Raw genomic sequence first — 16,576 nt, forward strand, 5'->3', positions numbered from 1 at the left:
CCTTGTTTGTTTGCCTATTTTTGGGACAGTTTGCGCCAATTGCAAGCGACTTCGGGAGTGAGAGATGGAGAGTTTGGCGCAAGGTGTGAATTCACGGCTTGAAAACATGCGCAACCTGTCGCCGGCTGAGCGGCTCGAAAAGGTGGCAGAGGCCGTGGGCATCGATGTCGCGACCAGCTCGAAACTGGCCGGGGACGCTCTGCCCGTCGATCTGGCGAATGGCATGATCGAGAACGTCGTGGGCACGTTCGAATTGCCGTTGGGCGTCGCCACCAACTTTCAGATAAACGGCAAGGACTATCTGGTCCCGATGGCCGTGGAAGAGCCTTCGGTCGTCGCGGCTGCATCCTTTATGGCCAAGCTGGTGCGCGATTGCGGCGGGTTTCAGACCTCATCGACAGCGCCGATCATGCGGGCGCAGATCCAGATCCTTGGACTGCAAGATCCCTATGGTGCGCGCCTGCAAATCCTGTCCCGCAAGGCAGAGCTGATCGAGGCCGCGAATGCCAAGGACCCGGTGCTGGTCGGCTTCGGCGGCGGCTGCAAGGATGTCGAGGTGCATGTCTTCCCGTCGTCGCGTCGGGGACCGATGGTTGTGGTACATCTGCTGGTCGATGTGCGTGATGCGATGGGCGCCAACACCGTCAATACGATGGCCGAAACGGTCGCGCCGCTGATCGAAGAATTGACCGGCGGCACCGTCCGTTTGCGCATTCTGTCGAACCTCGCAGATCTGCGGCTGGCCCGCGCCCGCGTCGAACTGACCGAGGCAGCGCTGACGACCAAGGCTTATGATGGCCGTCGCGTCATCGAAGGTATCGTCGATGCCTATGAATTCGCGGCCATCGACCCCTATCGCGCCGCAACCCATAACAAGGGCATCATGAACGGCATCGACCCTGTCGTCGTCGCCACGGGCAACGATTGGCGCGCAATCGAGGCGGGAGCCCATGCCTACGCCGCCCGAAGCGGCCATTACACCAGCCTGACAACGTGGGAAATCGCGGCAAACGGCAATCTTGTCGGCACGATTGAAATGCCGATGGCGCTTGGCCTTGTTGGCGGCGCGACCAAAACCCACCCGGCGGCACAGGCGGCGTTGAAGGTTCTGGGCGTCACCTCTGCGACCGAACTGGCCGAGGTCACGGTTTCTGTCGGTCTGGCGCAGAACATGGCCGCCTTGCGCGCATTGGCGACCGAGGGGATTCAGCGCGGCCACATGGCGCTGCATGCCAGGAATATCGCCATCGGCGCAGGCGCATCGGGCGCCGAAATCGATGCCGTCGCCCGCGAGCTGGCCGCCAATCACGATGTCCGCTCGGCGCGGGCACAAGAAATCCTGAACCGCCTGCGCGGCGAAGGTTGAGGAAGAACCCGCCGGGGACTGCGTTTCCGGCGGGTATCATTTGGGGAGGAAGTCATGTCTATATCTAAGCAGCCATCGGCTGCGGAAACCGATTTGGCCGAAATCTGGGGCGATATCGTTTCGCGACGCCAGCTTGCCATCTCTCTGATCATCGGTGCCGTAGTCAGCCTTCTATTCTATGCGGTCGCCTTGCGGCTATTTCAGGGCATCGGATCATCACCCGCCATCGACAAGGCGCTTGCCATGCTGATGGGGATCGTCGGCTGTCTGACCGGCGGTCTGATCTGCTCGCGGCTTTTCAAACCCAAGCGGCATCTTAGCGAAGACCCTTCGGGCAGCGACGATGCGCGGATCGCTGTCTTGCAGCAGATCGAGAACGAGGAAGGCGAAATCGGCAATGCCCGAGACCTTCCCGAAACCGTGCAGGCCGAGATGAAAGAGGTCGGGCTCTACGATCTCTTTGACCAATACTATCAGAACCAGAAGACCGGGGACCGCTGAGATGGATGGATTGATGTATGAAATCCTGGTCGCGGTCGGGCTGGGCCTGCTTGGCTCGGTCCTGTTCTCGCTGATCGGGCTGGTGTCGGGCACGGACGAGACGACGACCATCGCACCTATTACCCTGTTGGTGGTCCTGTTGGGCGCACCGCCCGCCGGGGTATTCACCTTCTGGATGGCGGCCGCGGTGTCCAAGCATATGACCCATGCCGTGCCCACCGCACTTTTAGGCATTCCGGGCGACACGCTGGCGGTTCCGCTATTGCAGCAGGCCACAGCGCTCCGCAATCTGGGTGCTCCACATATCGCGCTGCGCAAGATGCTGGCCGGTGCGGTTATTTCGGCGTTTATCGCCGTGCCGATGGCGGTTCTGTTCGCGGTGATCCTTGCGCCGTTCGGCACTTACATCACCGCCGCTGCACCTTGGATCTTTCTGGTGGCAGCGCTGTTCATCGCCTATTCTTCGGCCGGGCGTTGGGCTTCGGTCGTGGCTTTGGTGCCGTTCGTCTTCATCATTCTGGCGATGCAGACCTATACCGGCACGCATGATGTGAAACTTGCCATCTGCTATTTCCTTGGTATCGCCATCGGTCCGCTGGTCGCCGAACTGATCTCGGCCATGTCGCCGGTCGAGGCGAAACGGATGGACCGTGACGCCTATCGCGAAACCACCATTGCGCCGGACGTGAAAAGCTGGGGCGGCTATTTCCCGAATCCGTTCCGCGTGCTGGATCGCAGTCAGACGACTCAGGTCGCAGCGGCATCGGCGGTCACCTCGGCAACCTTTGTGTTCTCTCCGGTGGCGATGACGGTGCTGGCGGGCGAGATCGTCGGCGCGCGGGTCAAGCACGCCTATCATCGGCTGACTTCGGTTCTGTCGGTCAAGAATGGCGTCACGGAATCGACCTATATCGCGGAAGCGCTGATTCCGCTGATCGCCTTCGGCCTGCCGCTCAGCCCCGTTGCTGCAGGGCCAGCGGCCCCGCTGTTCAACGCGCCGCCGCGCTTCACCGTCGATGCTGAAACCGGAGTGGTGAACAACCTGCACAATATGATGTCGGTGACAGAGTTTCTGTTCTACGGCCTTGCGGCAGTCGCCATCGCGGCATTGGTGGCCTATCCCTTCGCGATGAACTACGCCCGCAGCGCAGCAGCGTTCGTCGCCCGCAAGATCAGCCACGAAGCGATCATCGGCACGTTCTTCGGATTGGTTCTGGTCATCGGCCTTTGGGAGGGTGGGCTTCTGGGCCTTGCCGTCATCATGACCATCGGCCTTGTCGGTGGCCTGCTCTATCGCATTATCGGCTTCAATACCGGCGTCCAGTTCATGGGTTACTACGCCGCGATTTTGTCGATGCCTGCGATCTTGAAGCTGCTGGGCGCGTAAGGCCCCGGCGGAGCAATACTGATGCGATTCCTCAGGATCGCATCAGTATTCATTGCCAAGTAGCGCTTCAGCCCTTGATCAGTTTCCGCCGCAGCCAGCCGGACAGGCTGTCCATCGCGATGACAGTCAGCACGATCAGGATCATGTAATAGGCGACATCCTCCCAATCCTTCTGGGTCTGGATCGCTTGGGTCAGCAAAAGCCCGATCCCGCCGCCGACGATGGCGCCGATGATCGTGGCGCCGCGCGTGTTGGATTCAAGGAAATACAGAACCTGACTTAGCAGCACCGGCATCACCTGCGGGATCACCCCGAACCGCGCGCGCTGCACCGTGTTCGCACCGGTAGAGCGGACGCCCTCGACCTGCTTTTCATCGATATTCTCCAGCGCTTCAGAGAATATTTTCCCGAAACTGCCGGTATCGGTCAGAAGGATCGCCAGCGCGCCGGTCATCGGACCGGGACCGAAGGCCCGCGCCAGAACGATGGTCCAGATCAGCCCGTCAACGCCGCGGATGAAGTCGAAGACCCGGCGCAGTCCAAAGCGGACCAGACGGAACGGCATCATGTTCGACGCCGCCATGAAGCCCAGCGGCAAGGCCACGATGGCCGCGCCGAAGGTGCCCAGAAACGCCATCAGCACGGTTTCGAACATCGCCCAGATCACGTCGCGATGCCGCCACATAGAGTTGTTCCAGAAATCCCCGGCCATCGCCGCGATATTCGTCCGGTCGGGATCGACACGCTCACCCCACAGGGCCGAGGCGGCCAGTTCGGGCCAGCTCATGCCGTGAAACGCGCTGGCGGGGGTAAAGAAGAACAGCGGCCAGCCGGGCTGATAGCGAAAGGTCTCGACCTTCGAGCGGGTATAGGCAAAGCGGCCCGCATCGGTGGTGACGCTGACCCGGTTATCCGAGGCATTGATCCAGTCGGGCAAAGGCTCGGGCGCGGTCAGGGTCAGGCCGTCCTCGGTCTGGCGGATGTCGATGACGCCGTAATCGGGCACAGAATAGCGCGCTCCGCCTTGATCATAGGTGATCAGATGGTCGTCGCCCAGATCAATGACCGTGACATCGCCATCCTGCGCGACCCAATCGGGCAGGTGCCCCTTGGGATAGGTGCCCTTCGCCTCACCCTCGACCGCGACGATCAAATCGCCGGTGCGGTTCTGGCGGGTCACATGGGTCTTGTGGCTCCAGAAATCGGCCAGAAGGATTGCCGCATTGTCCATCCGGGCACGCGAGGCCAGCCCGGCCAGATCGAAAGAGATCGCCGCATAGACCAGATAGGCCAGCATCACGGCGGGAATGGCAAAGGCTGCCATGCTGCGGCGGGCAAAGCGGCGGGTGATCGTCTCGGCAAGCGGGGGCGCGAATGCGGTCATGGCTTAGCCCTTCACCAGACGATTGCGGAAATGGTCCGAGACGCGATCGATCAGCACGATGGTCAGGAACAACAGGAGGAAGATCGCCACCACCTGATCGTATCTGCCCATGCCCCATTGCATGGCGATTTTCAGGTCATAGCCGATGCCGCCTTCGCCCACGAAGCCAAGGATGGCACTGGCGCGGACATTGATCTCAAATCGCAACAGCGCATAAGACAGCCAGTTCGGCGCGACCTGCGGGATCACCCCGAACCACATCTGCTGACCCCATGAGGCGCCGACCGATTGCAGCCCTTCGACCGGCTTCAGATCGGCGTTTTCCGCGACCTCCGAGAACAGCTTGCCAAGCGCCCCTGCCGTATGCAGCGAAATGGCGATCACGGCGGGAACCGGGCCACCGCCCAGAATATAGATCAGGATCAACGCGATGACGATTTCGGGGATGGCGCGGCAGATATCCATCATTCGGCGGAACAGGCCGGTCAGACGCGGCCAGCGCGCCAAGCCGCGGGTTGCCAGCAAGGCCATCGCCATCGCCGCGATACCGCCCAGCAGGGTCGAGACGGCGGCGATGTTCAGCGTCTCGATCAGCGCGGGGACGTGTTCCAGAAAGATGCCGGGCAGGTTGGCGCGCTTTTCCCATGCCTCCGAAAGCACCTCGGACGGAAAGGCGAAGACGTTTGGCAGGCCGTTCAGAAATCCGCCGGCATTGCGCGACTGGGCAAGGTTGAACCCCGACGCCATCAACGCGATGAACAGGACCAGCAGGATGCCGCCATACATCCGGCGACGCCGCACCAGTTCAAGATAAGCCGTCTGGCTATGGGCAAGATCGCGGCTGCGCTGTGCGCCGGATCCGAAGCTGGTATCGGCCATCTGGCCCCCCGAACAGGAAAAAACCGCGCCCGGTGAGGGGCGCGGCGGTTTGGTCATGGAAATCAGCTATTCGATTCTTCCAGTTTGCGGGCCGCAACGACGCCTTCATAGGCATCATGCGTGACCGGAACGAAATCCTTGGCCTCGCCTGCAGCAACACCATAGGCGCAGTCTTTGTCAGTCTCGTGAAGATCGGCCGTCAGTTGGATGACTTTGTCACGCACGTCTTGCGGCAGGGCATTGCGGACCACCATCGGGCCTTCCGGGATCAGCTTCGATTTCCAGATCTCGACGATGTCGTTCATATCGACCAGACCGGCATCCGCCGCCCGGCGCAACGCGCCCGAATTGTAGCCGTCTTCCCATTCGCCCAGACCATCGGCCCAGGTCACACCCGCATCGACATCGCCATTGGCAACCGCGACGATGGTCTGCTCGTGCCCGCCCGAGAAGCGCACTTCCGAGAAGAACTGATCCAGCGGGCCGTGAGCCTCGGTCAGCTCTGCACCCGGCACCAGATAGCCCGAGGTCGAGTTGGGATCGGCGAAAGCAAAGCTGTGGCCCTTGGCCTCTTCAACCGAAGTGATGCCGCTGTCCTTGCGGGCGATGCCGATCGAATAATAGCCGGTCGAGCCATCGACGTTCTGTTTGGTCAGAACTGCTGAGACGGCTTCGGGGTCGGTCAGATAGATTTTCGCATAGCCCGAAGCGCCCATCCACGCCAGATCCAGCGTGCCGCCCAGCAGCCCCTGGATCACGCCGTCATAATCGGCGGGGGTGAAGACCTTGACCGGAACGCCAAGCGCTTCCTCGATGGCGGCGCGGTAGCATTCGTTGGAATTCATACGGTCCTGCGCGTTCTCGCCGCCAAGGATACCGATGTTGAACTGGGTGATCTCTTGCGCCGAGGCGATCGAGGACAGGGCGGTGGTGGCGGCCAGCGCCAGAACGAGGGTTTTCATGGTCTCTCCATGGGTTGAGGCCCGTCCGCAGGATACGGCAGGGCCGGGGTCGTCAGGTCAGCAGGCGTTCCGCATAGGCGTGATCGGCTGCGGTATCGGCGGGAATAGCGGTCGAGGTCGCGGCTTCGTTGAAGCTGGCATCGGCGCCATAGATGTCGCGGGCCACGCCGGTCGAAAGCTGCGCGGGCGTGCCGTCAAAGACGATCCGGCCATCGCGCATCCCGATCACCCGGTCGCAATAGCGCCGCGCGGTATCCAGCGTGTGAAGGTTGGCGATGACCATGCGGCCATCCTCGATATTGATGCGCTTCAGCGTGTCCATCACCACCTGCGCATTCATCGGATCAAGGCTGGCGATCGGTTCATCGGCAAGGATGATCTTCGGGTCCTGCATCAGCGCCCGGGCAATCGCCACGCGCTGCTGCTGACCGCCGGACAAAGCCTCGGCCCGTTTCGGCGCCTGTTCGGCGATGCCCAGCCGGTCAAGGATTTGCAGCGCCCGCAGGATATCGTTGCGCGGCCAGAGGTTGAACATCGTGGCAAGGGTCGAACGACGGTTCAGAAGCCCGTGCAGCACGTTCGATGCCACATCCATGCGTGGCACCAGATTGAACTGCTGAAAGATCATCGCGCAATGGCTTTGCCACGCGCGACGTGCCGGGCCGCGGAGGGAAAGGATGTCCTGACCCTCGACCATGATCTGCCCGGAAGAGGCGTCGGTCAGGCGGTTCATCATGCGCAGGAAGGTGGATTTTCCAGCGCCCGAGCGCCCGATGATGCCGACAAAGGCGGGTCGGTCGATCGTGAAGCTGATATTGTCAACAGCCGCGCGGGTTCCGAAGATGCGCGTGACGTTCCGAACCTCTAGCATGCTGCCCCCAGATTGCTACCGGGGCGTCTTACGGGCTGAATGTGACGTTTCTCTGCCGAAAGATTGAATGTTTTGTAAAATCGGTAATTATTTGATTTCAAAAAATTAATGCTTCGTTAACGGTCGAAGCTCAGCGTAAAAGCGCCCTGCCCGCCGGGTGCGTTCTGGCGGCGTCTTTCAGCAAAGTTGATTCCGGGTTGGGGATTCAACTTCGGGCGGTGCCGCAACAGGCGCGCGTTGCATCCGGTATTTATGCAACGGAGAAATGGCGGCTGTGGATTTGGGCAGCAAATACTGAAGATCCGGCTGCACAGAAGATGCACCGCATAAGCACAGGCCGTACACAGCCTGTACACCGCTTGCGAGCGTTGCGCGCCCGAACCGCGTCAAGCGACCCTTTTGCCCGCCACCCATGTTTCGCGCATGAAGGGCGTTCCCTCGACGCGCGCGACGCGGATCAGGTCGGCGCGCAGGCCGGGCGCGATCTGGCCCCGATCCGTCAGCCCCGCCGAACGCGCCGGATTGGCGGTCACCGTCGCAAAGCCGCGCGCCAGATCGTTCCATCTGTCGCCCAGCATGAAGGCCGAAGTCAGCAGCGAGGCGGGCACGTAATCCGATGACACGATGTCCAGAAGCCCGCCATCGGCCAGATCGCTGGCCGCGACATTGCCGGAATGCGAGCCGCCGCGGATCAGGTTCGGTGCGCCCATGATCGTGGCGATGCCGTGGGCGTGACAGGCCGTCGCCGCCTCGATCGTGGTCGGGAACTCGGCCAGACGGATGCCATAGCCAGCCGAGGTCTGGACATGCTCGGCGGTGGTGTCGTCATGGCTGGCCAGCACCGCGCCCCACGCGGTCGCGGCCCGCACCGTCGCGGCCTCGTGCTCTTTGCCAAAACGGTCGCGGAGTTCGGTCAGGCCGGCGACGTGATCGGCAAATTCGGCGTCGCTCATGCCGCGCTTACCCTTCACATATTGTGCCAATTTCGACAGGTCGCGGAATTGCCGCTGGCCCGGCGTGTGGTCCATCAGGCTGACGATGCCGATCCGGTCGGCGTCACCGAATTCGGCCAGCTCTTCGATCAGGGTTTCCGAACAGATCTCGGCCCGCAGATGGATCCGGTGGCTGATCCGCAGATGCGGCCGTGCGGCAAGGATTTCATCGGCCAGCCCGCGCGCATATTTGGCATAGGAATTGCTGGTGATGATCGAGCCGACCCGCAGCGCGTCAAAGACCGTGGTGATCCCGCAGGCGGCCAGTTCGGCATCATGGGCGGCGATGGCGGCGGAATGTGGCCAATCGACGCCGGGGCGCGGCTGGATATGGCGCTCAAGGTTGTCTGTATGCAGCTCGATCAGGCCGGGGGCGATGATGTCGCCGCCCATGTCGATGCCGGTGGCCCCCGCCTCTCCGATCTCGGCGATCAGGCCGTCGCGGATGACGATGCTGCCTTGGCGGACCTCATCGGGCAGCACGAGGGTTGCGTTGGTGAAGACCGTTTCGTTCATTGTCGATCCTGCTGGCGGAAAGCTTGCCATGTGCCGCATTTTTGTAACCTTGTTATGTCAGAAGGGTGGGAAAACCGGAAAGGCCCCGAATGAAACGTTATGCGATCTACTATGCCCCCGAGCCCGGACCCTTCGCCGCATTCGGTGCGGCCTGGCTGGGCTGGGACGCCGAAAACGGTGTTCTGGTTCCGCATCCTGAAATCGACGCGACCGCGATCGGGCTGAGCGTTGCCGAGTTGACGACCGCGCCGCGCAAATACGGGCTGCACGGCACGTTGAAGGCGCCATTCCGGGTGCAGGGAACGCAGGCCGATCTTGAAGACGGCATCACCGCCCTGTGCGCCGGTCTGTCGCCGGTGACGCTGGAGGGGTTGGAGCTTGCCGATCTTGCGGGTTTTCTGGCGCTGCGGCCCTTGGGCGATCTGACCGGGCTGAACGATCTGGCCGCGCGGATCGTGACCGGGCTTGATCCGCATCGCGCGCCGCTGACCGAGGCAGAGATCGCCCGCCGCAAGCCCGGCAGCCTGACCGCGCATCAACGGCAGATGCTGGAGCAATGGGGCTATCCGCATGTGCTGGACGGTTTCCGTTTCCACATCACCCTGACCGACAGCCTGCCCGCCGAGACCTTGGCCAAGACGCGCCAGATCCTGCGACCGATGCTGGAACCGCTTCTGCCCCGGCCCTTTGTCATCGACCAGATCTGCCTGTTCGGGGAACAGGATGACGGCTGGTTCCGGCTGCTCAGGCGCTATCCGTTGGGGCATGGAACCACCCCCTGATCCAGCGCGGCAAGGAAGGCGGCAACGCCTTCCGCCACGCTGCCGTCATTTCGCACCGTGATGACCGGAAGCCCGCCCGGCAGAGGCGCCGAGCGGGTCAGCCTTGCGGCGATGTCCTTTGCATCCTCGCGCCCCCGATCCGCCAGCCTTGCGGCAAGAACCGGGGCGGAGGCCGTGACAAGGATCACCCTTAAACCGGGAAAGGCCGTTGCCGCCTGTTCCAGCATCCGGCGCGAGCCGTTGAACAGCGTCACCCCATCATCCGGCGCATGCGGCACACCGTAATGCAGCCCATGCGCCAGCCAGGTCAGCGCAAATTCCCCCGCCGCGTGGCGTCGCGCAAATTCGGCCTCGGTCACGCCTTCGAACGGCTCTCCACCAGCGCTTTCGGGCCGGGTAATCACCCGCCGCAGCACCCGGAGATCGGGTCGCGCCTGTGCCGCCCCGGCGATCAGCGTATCCTTGCCCGCCCCTGAAGGTCCGACCACCGCGAAGACGCTCATGCCGCGAACCTTGCCATGTCGATCATCCGGTCGCAGACCCTGTCCCGCGCGGCCTCGTCATGGAAGATGCCGACGATGGCGGTGCCGCGTGCCTTGGCCTCTTCGATCAGGGTCAGCACGGTTTCGCGATTGGCGGCGTCAAGGCTGGCCGTAGGTTCGTCCAGCAGCATGACCGGCACCTGCCGGATAAAGCCGCGGGCGATGTTCACCCGCTGCTGTTCACCGCCTGAGAAGGTGGTGGGCGACAGCGACCACAGCCGTTCGGGAATGCGCAGACGGGTCAGCAACGTGGCTGCGGCGGCCTTGGCGGTTTCGTCGGGGGTGCCGGTGACCAGCAGCGGCTCGGCCACCACGTCCAGCGTCGGCACCCGGGGCACCACGCGCAGAAACTGGCTGACATAGGCCATCCGGTCACGGCGCAGCGCCAGAATCTCGCGCGGCTCGGCATGGGCCACATCGGTTCCGGCGATAATGATCCGGCCAGAGGCGGCAAGGTAATTCCCCCACAGCATCCGCATCAGCGTGGATTTTCCCGCACCCGACGCGCCCAGCAGACCGACGCATTCGCCGGGCGCCACGGATAGCGACACATCGCGCATGACCGGGATCACCGCTGCGCCCTGATTGTGCAGGGTGAAGGTTTTCGACACGCCGGTCAGTTCGATCACATTCATGGGCTACACCTGCAGGACAGAGGAGACGAGAAGCTGGGTATAGGGATGCTGCGGATCGTCCAGCACCTGATCGGTCAGGCCGGTTTCGACGACGCGGCCGCCCTTCATCACCATCAGCCGGTCGGCCAGCAGCCTGACCACGGCAAGATCATGCGTGACGATGATCGCCGACAGGCCCAGCCGCCGCACCAGCCCGCGCAGAAGGTCCAAAAGCCGCGCCTGAACGCTGACATCCAGCCCGCCGGTCGGCTCATCCATGAAGACCAGCCTTGGCCCCGTCACCAGATTGCGCGCGATCTGCAACCGCTGCTGCATCCCGCCGGAAAAGGCCGAGGGGCGGTCGTCGATCCGGTCGGCGGCGATTTCCACCCGGCCCAACCAGTCGGTCGCGGTCTCGCGGATGTCGCCGTAATGGCGCGCGCCCACGGCCATCAGCCTTTCGCCGACATTGCCACCGGCGCTGACGGCCATGCGCAGCCCGTCGCGCGGGTTCTGATGAACGAAGGCCCATTCGGTGCGGGCCAGAAAGCGGCGTTCGGGTTCGGACATGGCCAGCACGTCGCGACCGTCGAAATGCACCTCGCCCCGGTCGGGGGGCATGTGTCCGGCAAGGCAGGACAGCAGCGTCGATTTGCCCGAGCCGCTTTCGCCGACGATGCCCATCACCTCGCCCGGCCACAGATCGAAGCTGACATCGGTGCAGCCGATCCGCGTGCCATAGCGTTTCTCAAGATCGCGAACGGTGAAAAGCGGGTTCATGCGGCGTCCCCTTGTCGGCTGCGGCAGAAGGCGGTGTCGGAACAGACGAACATCCGCCCGCCCTGATCGTCGGTGATGACCTCATCCAGATAGCTTTCGGTCGCACCGCAGATATCGCAGGCGTGGTCGGCCTTGCTGGCGACGAAGGGATGATCGTCGAAATCAAGGCTTTCGACCTGCGTATAGGGCGGCAGCGCATAGATCCGCTGCTCGCGACCCGCGCCGAACAGCATCAGCGCCGGGCTGTCATTCAGCTTCGGATTGTCGAATTTCGGGATGGGCGAGGGGTCCATGACATAGCGCCCCTCGACCCGGACCGGATAGGCATAGGCGGTGGCGATCTCGCCGTGACGGGCGATGTCTTCGTAAAGCTTGACCTGCATCAGCCCGTAATCGGCCAGCGCATGCATCCGCCGCGTCTCGGTCTCGCGGGGTTCAAGGAACCGCAGCGGTTCGGGGATCGGCACCTGAAAGACCATGATCTGACCTTCGCGCAAGGCCGCCTCGGGGATGCGGTGGCGGGTCTGGATGATCGTCGCCGCCTCGGTCTCTTCGGTGACGGCGACATCGGCGGTGCGCTGGAAGAAGCGGCGGATCGAGACGGCGTTGGTGGTGTCATCCGCCCCCTGATCGATTACCTTCAGCACGTCATCCGCCATCAGGCAGGCCGCCGTCACCTGCACACCGCCGGTTCCCCAGCCATAGGGCATCGGCATTTCGCGGCTGGCAAAGGGCACCTGATAGCCGGGGATCGCCACCGCCTTCAGCAGCGCGCGGCGGATCATCCGCTTGGTTTCCTCGTCCAGATAGGCGAAGTTATAGGCGTCCATCGCGGTCATTCCGCTGCCTCCATCTGGCTGAACGCCGCCGCGCGGACGCTGCGGATCAGTTCCAGCTCTGCCTGAAAATCGACGTAATGCGGCAGCTTGATATGTTCCAGAAAGCCGGTCGCCTGAATGTTGTCGCAATGGGACAGCACGAATTCCTCATCCTGAGCGGGCGCTCCGGTGAAATCCTCGCCCAACTCGCGCCAGCGCAGGGCGCGATCGACAAGGGCCATGCTGATCGCCTTGCGCTCGGTCTGCCCGAAAGTCAGGCCATAGCCGCGGGTGAATTGCGCAGGCTCGGTCTTCGATCCCTTGAACTGGTTCACCGTCTCGCATTCGGTCAACTCGATCTCGCCGATCTCGACCGCGAAGCCCAGCTCGGGGATATCCACCTCGACCGCGACCGTGCCGATGCGCAATTCGCCCACGAAAGCGTGGTTGCGGGCGTAGCCACGTTGCGTCGAATAGGCGAGACCAAGCACGAAACCCTCATCCCCGCGGGTCAGCGATTGCAGCCGCAAGGCCCGGTCGGCGGGCAGTTCCAGCGGCTCGCGGGTCAGGTCGGGCGGGGTCAGATCAGAGGGCGTGGCCGCTTCGATCAACCCGTCGCGATCCAGAAAGCCCAGAATATGTGGCACCGCCACCGGGTCGGCGGGGGCGGTGGGCGCGGCGGGTGGTGCCTCACCCTCGGCCATCAGCGCGAAATCCAGCAGCCGGTGGGTATAGTCGAAGGTCGGGCCAAGGATCTGCCCGCCCGGCGCGTCCTTGAAGGTCGCCGAAACCCGGCGGCTGACGACCATCGCGCCGGTATCGACCGGGTTCGATCCGGCAAGGCGCGGCAAGGTGGTCCGATAGGCACGGATCAGAAAGATCGCCTCGATCAGATCGCCACGCGCCTGCTTGATCGCCAAAGCGGCAAGATCGGGATCGTAAAGCGAGCCCTCGGCCATGACCCGGTTGACGGCCAGCGTCATCTGTTCGCGGATCTGGGCGATGCTCAGTTCGGAAACGGTCGGATCGCCGCGTCGTTCCTCGGCCAGCCAGGCATGGGCGTTTTCGATGGCGCGCTCGCCACCCTTGACGGCGACATACATCAGAGAAACTCCAGTCCGGTGCTGCGAGGAAGGCCCATGATCCGCGCCCCGTCGGTCAGGATCAGGTCAAGGCCAAGCGGAAAGGCGGTGGGCCGATCGCCGGGGCAAAAGGCCGTGATCTCGCCATCGATCCCCGGCCCGGTCAGGCGGGCATTGGCGGCGGGCACCCCGTCCAGTTCAATGATAAGCGTCGCCGCCCGGTCGGGATATTCCGGCGTGCCGATGGCAAAGCGGTCCAGCGGTTGCAGATCGTCCCACGCCCCGACCGCGAAATCCGCATCCTGCGCCGCGACCAACGGTGCGCCGGTGTGAAAGGTGATCCAGCCCCGGACCGCATCGCAATCCAGCGTCCCGGCCAGATGCACGGGTGTATTCGGATCGGCCAGTGTCAGGATCAGCGCCCCACTTGCCTGTGACAGCGGCGCGGGCGGTGCGGCGCCGTCAATCGCCTGCCACAGACCGGGGCGGGACATTGCCTGCAACACCGCCCGAAACGCCGTGGCCGATTGCAGCGGCGCGTTGCTGAACCCGCCCGAAATTGGTTGCATATTCATCAATCCTCTCCCCGAACCATGGTGAAGAATTCGACTTTGGTGGCCGCCGCCTTGGCCCGGCGCGTGGCCGCACGTCTGGCCGCGACCTCTGCCAGCGGCACCAGCACCCGACCGCGAACCTCGTCCGCCGTCGCGCCTTGCATCAGCGCATCGACGATTGCCGCCCGCGTCGCATGGGCCTTGTCACGCCCCTGCACCCAGGCATGGCCGACCGTCCCGTCGGCAAGCTGGATTGTGCAGCGCGTGACGCTCATCTCGCCCAGATTGAAGGGCGCGCCGGTGCCCCCTGCCCGGCCCCGCACCATCACCGCGCCAATTTCCGGCGCGCGGGCAAAGCTGTGCTGTGGCAGCGGACCGATCAGCGCGGCCAGGCTGTCGGGCGCGGAACGGGCCAGAAGCCCCATCCATTCGCGACGATCTTTGTTGGTCATCTGGACACCTTGCCAAGTTGTCTAAATATCTATACAACTAGACAAGTGATAACTCTCATGCCCCGAGTCGCGCAAGCCGTCAGGCATGAATTTTTGATGACAGGACGTATCGCGATGGGCCGCACCGCCATCTGGACCGACATTTCCGGGAAGCTTCAGGCAGAGATCGGAACGGGTCAGCGCCAGCCCGGCGACAAGCTGCCGACCGAGGCAGAGCTATCTGCCCGCTTTGGCGTCAACCGCCATACCATCCGCCGGGCGCTGGCGGATCTGGCGGATCGCGGGCTGGTGCATTCCCGGCGCGGGGCGGGGGTGTTCGTGCAGGCGAAGCCGTTGGATTATGCGCTTGGCCGCCGCACCCGGCTATCCGCCAATCTTGCCGCCATGGGCCGGGAAGCGGGTCGTGATATTCTCAGTATCGAGACCCGGCGCGCCGATCCGGCCGAGGCTGCTGCGCTACGTATCGCGGAGGGCGCTCCCGTCCATGCCGTCGAGGGGATCAGCATGGCCGACGGCCTGCCGATTGCCACGTTTCGCTCGGTCCTGCCGGCGGATCGGTTTCCGACGCTGCCCGACGCTTTGCGCCATTACAACTCGATCACGCTGGCCCTGACAGAGATGGGCGTGGCCGATTACACGCGGGCGGAGACAAGGTTGACGGCGAAGCGCGCATCGGCCTCGACCGCGCTGCGACTTCGCCTGCGCGAAGGGGATCCGCTGATGCTGACCGTCTCGATCAATATCGACAGCGACGGTGTCCCGGTCGAATACGGGCATACATGGTTCGCGGGCGACCGCGTTACCCTGACCATTGCGACCTGATCGTGCCGAACCCTGCCACCGCCTACTGATCCAGCGTCTTCAGGATGCTGCCACAGCGCGCCCGGATCGCCTTCTCAACCTCGTCGAGCATCGGATGATTCCCCGCCGGCATCGACGCGACAGCGGATCTCGCATCATCAAGCTGGTTCTGAATCGCCTCGGCCAGCACTTTCACACGTTCCAGCGCAGCCCTTGGCGCGAGCCCGCATTTTCCCGCCTCGCGGGCCCAGTGCCGCCCCTCGATATACTCCCCGCGACGCTTGTCATCGACATCAAGGGCGAGGTTTTCGGTGATGCCGGGCCAAACCTTCGCACAGATCACATCATATACCGGAGCAAGTTCAACGCCATCGCCGCGGATCAGGATGGAATAATTTTTCAGATGTGCGTCCGTGTTGCAGCACAGCACATTGAAAACCATGGCATCCCACAACCGGAACACCTCTCCGGCGCCGCCGATGGCGCGTAACCGATCCATCATGGCCGCGAAGCTGCCTTTCGGGCCGTTCGTCTGGTTGTGCTGATATTTTGCCGAAGGCGGCAGGCCAAGCGCCTGACAGAAGTCCTCCTGATGCAACCGCCGCAGAGCCTCGCCCTGCTGTAAGCGATCATAGCGCCCGACCAGCAGATATAGCCGCCGCCCTGCTTTGCCGGTGCTGACATCCGGGGCTCGCAGGCCGACCAGCCGGGCCAATGTCAGACACAGCGCCTCGTTCTGCACACCACCCCAAAGGCGGTTGCTGTCAGGTTTCAGGATGTGGCTCGAAGCCGTCCCGTTCACCGGGATGGCGATGCGACCACCCTCCAGCACACGCACGGCCAGCTTGCTCTGCACCCCCGCAAGCGACATGGAAACCCCGTCTTCGCCAGCAAGGAACGGCTTTCTCGGAAGCTCATCGATGATGCGTTCAAGTTGTTCTTCAGAGCCGACGTCTCGCGCCTCGCAGCCGGTCGCGCCGCGTTCGGCAAAGGAAATCGCCCCCGATGTGTCGCGTCCTACCCGCCCCAGAAGGGCCAGCACATCGGTATGCGGCACATCAAGAATGCGCGCCATCATGCGGATCGCGTCATTGTCCTCGGGCAGCAGGTTGATCAGCCACGGGGCAAGCACCGGCCAGCCCCATGGCTCGTCACGAAGCGGCATGGTTGTCGAGAGGGGAAAGGCACCATCCTGTCCCAGCCATGCCGGATCATAGCGGAACACCGGGGCGACACCCTGGCCTGTGACGATCTCGCCGACTGGATAGCGCTCGTAAAACAGCTGCATGAATC

General features: G+C 63.4%; 18 protein-coding genes. 5 read left to right on the forward strand and 13 right to left on the reverse strand.

Going from position 1 to position 16,576, the window contains the following annotated elements; all coding sequences use genetic code 11:
- Positions 1-64: 64 nt before the first annotated feature.
- The 3 genes from JJJ17_RS13225 to JJJ17_RS13235 are packed head-to-tail and all read left to right on the forward strand — an operon-like array spanning position 65 to position 3,254.
- Positions 65-1,366: a hydroxymethylglutaryl-CoA reductase, degradative gene (locus tag JJJ17_RS13225; protein ID WP_200687229.1), complete on the forward strand. Its 1,302-nt coding sequence runs from the start codon at positions 65-67 to the stop codon at positions 1,364-1,366.
- A 54-nt stretch (positions 1,367-1,420) separates the two neighbouring features.
- Entirely contained in the window at positions 1,421-1,867 is a 447-nt protein-coding gene (locus JJJ17_RS13230) for a hypothetical protein (RefSeq protein WP_200687231.1), read from the forward strand.
- A gap of 13 nt (positions 1,868-1,880) precedes the next feature.
- Positions 1,881-3,254, forward strand: a complete 1,374-nt coding sequence (locus tag JJJ17_RS13235) for a tripartite tricarboxylate transporter permease (RefSeq protein ID WP_200687233.1) — start codon at positions 1,881-1,883, stop codon at positions 3,252-3,254.
- A gap of 67 nt (positions 3,255-3,321) precedes the next feature.
- Here the strand turns inward: JJJ17_RS13235 and phnE (JJJ17_RS13240) are convergent, their stop codons facing one another.
- The 5 genes from phnE (JJJ17_RS13240) to JJJ17_RS13260 form a co-directional block, all read right to left on the reverse strand.
- A complete protein-coding gene (gene phnE, locus JJJ17_RS13240) occupies positions 3,322-4,638 on the reverse strand; it encodes a phosphonate ABC transporter, permease protein PhnE (RefSeq protein ID WP_200687235.1) in 1,317 nt (438 codons plus the stop codon).
- 3 nt (positions 4,639-4,641) lie between these two features.
- Positions 4,642-5,517 carry a phosphonate ABC transporter, permease protein PhnE gene (phnE, locus tag JJJ17_RS13245; protein WP_200687308.1) on the reverse strand — a complete coding sequence of 292 codons (876 nt, stop codon included), beginning with the start codon at positions 5,515-5,517 and terminating at the stop codon, positions 4,642-4,644.
- 62 nt (positions 5,518-5,579) lie between these two features.
- Positions 5,580-6,479, reverse strand: coding sequence for a phosphonate ABC transporter substrate-binding protein (gene phnD, locus JJJ17_RS13250; protein WP_200687237.1), 900 nt, complete (start codon positions 6,477-6,479; stop codon positions 5,580-5,582).
- Positions 6,480-6,531: 52 nt separating this feature from the next.
- Positions 6,532-7,350, reverse strand: coding sequence for a phosphonate ABC transporter ATP-binding protein (gene phnC / locus JJJ17_RS13255; protein WP_200687239.1), 819 nt, complete (start codon positions 7,348-7,350; stop codon positions 6,532-6,534).
- A gap of 386 nt (positions 7,351-7,736) precedes the next feature.
- Positions 7,737-8,858 (reverse strand): alpha-D-ribose 1-methylphosphonate 5-triphosphate diphosphatase, encoded by a 1,122-nt coding sequence (locus JJJ17_RS13260; protein WP_200687241.1) that lies wholly within the window; start codon positions 8,856-8,858, stop codon positions 7,737-7,739.
- 89 nt (positions 8,859-8,947) lie between these two features.
- On the opposite strand from JJJ17_RS13260, the gene JJJ17_RS13265 reads away from it, so the two are divergent.
- Positions 8,948-9,640, forward strand: coding sequence for a DUF1045 domain-containing protein (locus JJJ17_RS13265; RefSeq protein ID WP_200687243.1), 693 nt, complete (start codon positions 8,948-8,950; stop codon positions 9,638-9,640).
- Here JJJ17_RS13265 and phnN read toward each other — a convergent pair.
- From phnN to phnG, 7 genes are read right to left on the reverse strand one after another with little or no spacing between them, the layout of a single operon-like run.
- Positions 9,610-10,143: a phosphonate metabolism protein/1,5-bisphosphokinase (PRPP-forming) PhnN gene (gene phnN / locus JJJ17_RS13270; protein ID WP_200687245.1), complete on the reverse strand. Its 534-nt coding sequence runs from the start codon at positions 10,141-10,143 to the stop codon at positions 9,610-9,612. The two genes, JJJ17_RS13265 and phnN, sit on opposite strands and share 31 nt — an antisense overlap.
- Positions 10,140-10,811 (reverse strand): phosphonate C-P lyase system protein PhnL, encoded by a 672-nt coding sequence (phnL, locus tag JJJ17_RS13275; RefSeq protein ID WP_200687310.1) that lies wholly within the window; start codon positions 10,809-10,811, stop codon positions 10,140-10,142. The genes phnN and phnL overlap by 4 nt, the downstream gene beginning before the upstream one ends.
- Before the next feature lie 9 nt (positions 10,812-10,820).
- Positions 10,821-11,576 carry a phosphonate C-P lyase system protein PhnK gene (gene phnK / locus JJJ17_RS13280; RefSeq protein WP_200687247.1) on the reverse strand — a complete coding sequence of 252 codons (756 nt, stop codon included), beginning with the start codon at positions 11,574-11,576 and terminating at the stop codon, positions 10,821-10,823.
- Positions 11,573-12,406 (reverse strand): alpha-D-ribose 1-methylphosphonate 5-phosphate C-P-lyase PhnJ, encoded by an 834-nt coding sequence (locus JJJ17_RS13285; protein WP_234464098.1) that lies wholly within the window; start codon positions 12,404-12,406, stop codon positions 11,573-11,575. The genes phnK and JJJ17_RS13285 overlap by 4 nt, the downstream gene beginning before the upstream one ends.
- Positions 12,407-12,411: 5 nt before the next feature.
- The gene (locus tag JJJ17_RS13290; protein ID WP_200687251.1) at positions 12,412-13,497 is read right to left on the reverse strand and encodes a carbon-phosphorus lyase complex subunit PhnI; all 1,086 of its coding nucleotides are present in this window, start codon (positions 13,495-13,497) and stop codon (positions 12,412-12,414) included.
- Positions 13,497-14,051: a phosphonate C-P lyase system protein PhnH gene (gene phnH / locus JJJ17_RS13295; RefSeq protein WP_200687253.1), complete on the reverse strand. Its 555-nt coding sequence runs from the start codon at positions 14,049-14,051 to the stop codon at positions 13,497-13,499. The genes JJJ17_RS13290 and phnH overlap by 1 nt, the downstream gene beginning before the upstream one ends.
- On the reverse strand, positions 14,051-14,482 hold the full coding sequence (phnG, locus tag JJJ17_RS13300) for a phosphonate C-P lyase system protein PhnG (RefSeq protein WP_200687255.1): 432 nt from the start codon (positions 14,480-14,482) through the stop codon (positions 14,051-14,053). Before phnG ends, phnH begins: the two co-directional genes overlap by 1 nt.
- A gap of 96 nt (positions 14,483-14,578) precedes the next feature.
- Between phnG and phnF the strand changes: the two genes are divergently transcribed.
- The gene (phnF, locus tag JJJ17_RS13305) at positions 14,579-15,304 is read left to right on the forward strand and encodes a phosphonate metabolism transcriptional regulator PhnF (protein WP_234464085.1); all 726 of its coding nucleotides are present in this window, start codon (positions 14,579-14,581) and stop codon (positions 15,302-15,304) included.
- A 22-nt stretch (positions 15,305-15,326) separates the two neighbouring features.
- Here the strand turns inward: phnF and JJJ17_RS13310 are convergent, their stop codons facing one another.
- Positions 15,327-16,571 (reverse strand): type II toxin-antitoxin system HipA family toxin, encoded by a 1,245-nt coding sequence (locus JJJ17_RS13310; protein ID WP_200687257.1) that lies wholly within the window; start codon positions 16,569-16,571, stop codon positions 15,327-15,329.
- Positions 16,572-16,576: the final 5 nt, after the last annotated feature.

The sequence above is a fragment of the Paracoccus caeni genome (genome assembly GCF_016629665.1).
In the GTDB taxonomy this organism is placed as follows: Bacteria; Pseudomonadota; Alphaproteobacteria; order Rhodobacterales; family Rhodobacteraceae; genus Paracoccus; species Paracoccus caeni.